This window comes from Streptomyces sp. CNQ329 (assembly GCF_000482585.1).
In genome coordinates this window covers 1-3,159 of record NZ_AXVU01000123.1, presented here as the reverse complement: position 1 = coordinate 3,159, position 3,159 = coordinate 1, and the positions used below count along the sequence as shown (strand labels likewise).

Below are 3,159 nucleotides of genomic sequence, written 5' to 3'. Positions count from 1 at the left end.
CCTCCGATTCCGTAGACGCCGCCGACCACGCCGACGACCAGGGCCAGCGTTCTTATGGCGGGTGGCGAGAGCGGGCGCGGGGCACGGGCCTGCGCTGGGCGTACGGTCCGCCACCACAACCACAGTCCGAGCGGCAGGAGGAGCGCCGCGACGAGCAGGCGGAAGACACGCGGGCCGGGTACGGCGAAGACACGGATCACGGAGCCGAGGACGATGCCGGGCAGGGTGCCGGCGATCAGCAGGCGGGTCAGCGGCCCGCCGAGACGGCCGGCCCGCCAGAAACGGAAGAGGGCGCCGGGGCCGGCGACGACGTTGTAGAGAAGGTTCGTAGGTGTGACCGCCGGGCTCGGCACGCCCAGCACGCTGACCTGGACGGGCAGCAGAAAGACCGCTCCGGAGACACCCACCGGCGCCGTGACCACGGAGATCAGCAGCCCTGCGGCGAACCCGAGGAGCCCCATCGACCAGTCCACGAACACCCCCTCGCCGGGCGGCCTGCTCGGTGCCCGGTGCAGGCTCCGGCTCAGGTGCCTCTCGTTCTCGTGACCATCGGCCCTTCCCTGATCCAACCTCCTCCCGCGGAGGTTGTCCTGTCTCACCGAAGGTAGTCGTCCGCCCTTGCGCTGGCCTGCGTGGGCTGGGCGGGGTGAGGCGCGAGGAGGTGATGCGTCGCGACGCATGTCGGGGGTCGGGGCCGAAGGTGTGAGTGCAGTGTCCCGTCTCCGAGGATGTGGTCCACGTTCAGGCGAACCGGTCCGATGCTTGTGGTTTCAGGTGATCGAGTCAGTTGTCATTCCTGAAGAGGCCGGGTGCCGGGCCGGCCCCGCCCCCTGGCATGCGTGCCAGGGAGCCCGCCGGCCCTTCATTGCGCACCTGCCTCGGCGGATCTCCGGATGCCCCGGAGTATGAAGTCCACACCCAGCACGACCGCCACGATCACCGGCGGCACGAGTGGCCACGGAACGCCGAGCCACACTGCGGGCAGCCCCACGCCGAGGGTGGCTGCCAGGTTGGTGAAGAACAGCCTCTTGCCGGACCTGCTCCAGGTGAGAGGGCCGGGGTCGCGCGGCGCGACGATGCGTGCCGCGCCGAAGACGAGGCCGGTCACCGCGAGCAGGCCGAGGCCCGTGCCTCCGGCGGCGATCATCTGGGGCTCGTCGCGCGGCTCGTCGGAAGTCTTCTGCCGGATCGTGCCCTTGGTGAGTGCGACGATGTCGCCGCGCCAGACGGTGCCGACGGCTCTGTCGCCCTCTTGGAGCGTGTTCAGGAGAGGTCCGGGGTCGCCGAAGTGCAGCTCGCCGTGGAACCGCTTGCTGTCCACGGTCGCCCGGTACTTGCTGCTCTTGCCTCCGCGGACCGTCGTGTGCACGACGGTGAGTTCGATCTCCCGCAGGCAGTCCTCCCACCGCGCATCTGGCGTCGAGTTGGCCGGGCAGCGTTCGGCTGCGCGGTACTCCTCGTATCGCGCGACCTTGGCGGGCAGCCAGTCGGTGAACGCGAGGGCGCAGCCCGCGGCCAGGGCCACGGACACCACGATCACCAGCAGCCCCAGGACCCGCGTCACTCCAGCCCGGAAGGCCGTCACTTCTCGCAGACCGGTCATCTCGCACTCCACCCCCAGCAGGCCGGCGCCCCGTCCCGTCGGCTTATCCTCCCCTGCCCGGAACCTGCAACGTCATCAGGGATGCTGGCAGGTCAGCGCGGTGCATCCCTGCCGGATGCAGGCAATCAGCGGGCTGTGGACAACCGGTGTCCAGACTCGTGGGCACAGCAGATCGGGCGCAATCGGGGCAGGCAGCGCGGTTCGGCGTCGTTCACGTAGGGCGTCCGTGCGGTTCTCTTCCATGCATGGGGGATCGCGGCTCTGGTTTCCTCCCGAGGCTCGGCCGGACTGGGCTGCTCCGCCGTTATGCACTCAGGGCAGCGGAATTCGTGGGCCTCAGCGAGAGAACGTGCAATGCAACGATGCGCAGAGAGGAATGGGTTTCCGACATGCGGGCCCCGGCCCGCCGTGAGATGCTGCAAACAGACGCACACCAGCGCCCGCGTGGAGGAAAGCGATGCTGCCGTACCACACCCTCCCCGGGGGGATACCGGGAATCGAGCGGCCCGGCCCCAACTATAGCGTCGAGCTGCTTCAAAGAACCCTTCAAAGGGAGGGGTTCTATAACGGGCCCGTCAACGGTGGCTATACGGCTGAGACGGGCACTGCGGTCAAGGGTTTTCAGGCCGCGCATGGAATTGCGGCGGACGGTGTCGTCGGGCCGGTGACATGGGAAGCGCTCCCGGCAGAAGACCTCCAGGGGATCCCCGTTCTCAGCGAAGGAGACACGGGTGGGGCCGTGGCGCTGCTTCAGCGGTGCCTGCGGCGGCTGGGGTTCGATCCCGGGCCCATCAGTGGCGTTTTCGGACCACAGACGACCGCCGCGCTGAAGGAATACCAGCAGACGGGCGCGCCGGAGATTGTCGTCGACGGGGTCTGTGGAACCCAGATGTGGCCCCTCATGGGCTGAGGGGCGGATGTGGGTTCGGATCCTGGCGGGTGTGTATCCGGCGGAAGTCCCGCAGACATCGTCTGCGGGACTTTCCGTGTGTCCCGGCGACGGGCCGCGTCCCGGGTGGCTTGATGTGGGTGGCCCTGGGTGGGCGGAGGTTGTGGGGTGGGTGCGGTGTGTGTGAAAGGGCTCGGGGTGTGGGGGCGGGCGGTGGGGAAAAGCTGTGACCAGGGGTGGGGGCGCTGCCTATTGGGCGGCTCAAGTACGGCAGGAGCCGGGGCTGGTAGCGTCGCCGAACGGCACCATTGACCTGCACACAACCTTCAGGAGACTGAAATGTCCCGAAAGTTCAGGTTTGGAGTCACTCTCTTACAGTCAGCGTCGAACACGCAGTGGGCGGCCAAGAGCCGCCGGGCCGAGGAACTCGGCTACGACGTCGTCCACGTCCCCGACCATATAGGTGAGCCCGCCCCGTTCCCTTCCCTGGTGGCCGCGGCGCGCGCCACCGAACGGGTCCGTCTGGGCACCTACGTCCTCAACGCATGCTTCTGGAATCCCGCGTTGCTCGCCCGCGAGGTGGCGACCACGGACCGGCTCACCGACGGGCGGCTGGAGATCGGCCTCGGCGCCGGGTACGTGCGTACGGACTTCGAGGCCGCGGGGG

At 68.8% G+C, this 3,159-nt stretch carries 4 protein-coding genes; 2 read left to right on the top strand and 2 right to left on the bottom strand.

Annotation, left to right across the window (positions count from 1 at the left end; all coding sequences use genetic code 11):
* Both I003_RS0129215 and I003_RS33835 read right to left on the bottom strand, forming a co-directional pair.
* A partial coding sequence (locus I003_RS0129215; protein WP_027774681.1) for a sulfite exporter TauE/SafE family protein occupies positions 1 to 473 on the bottom strand: 473 nt, incomplete at its 3' end.
* A gap of 389 nt (positions 474 to 862) precedes the next feature.
* The gene (locus I003_RS33835) at positions 863 to 1,603 is read right to left on the bottom strand and encodes a hypothetical protein (RefSeq protein ID WP_158689050.1); all 741 of its coding nucleotides are present in this window, start codon (positions 1,601 to 1,603) and stop codon (positions 863 to 865) included.
* Positions 1,604 to 2,060: 457 nt separating this feature from the next.
* On the opposite strand from I003_RS33835, the gene I003_RS33830 reads away from it, so the two are divergent.
* Both I003_RS33830 and I003_RS33825 read left to right on the top strand, forming a co-directional pair.
* Entirely contained in the window at positions 2,061 to 2,513 is a 453-nt protein-coding gene (locus tag I003_RS33830; RefSeq protein ID WP_051368617.1) for a peptidoglycan-binding domain-containing protein, read from the top strand.
* 318 nt (positions 2,514 to 2,831) lie between these two features.
* Positions 2,832 to 3,159, top strand: a 328-nt coding sequence (locus I003_RS33825) for an LLM class flavin-dependent oxidoreductase (protein WP_037722181.1), incomplete at its 3' end; no start/stop codon positions are given.

Coding starts and splice junctions, on each gene's coding strand:
- I003_RS33830 (WP_051368617.1), top strand. CDS start 2,061: ATGCTGCCGTACCACACCCTCCCCGGGGGGATACCGGGAATCGAGCGG.
- I003_RS33835 (WP_158689050.1), bottom strand. CDS start 1,603: ATGACCGGTCTGCGAGAAGTGACGGCCTTCCGGGCTGGAGTGACGCGG.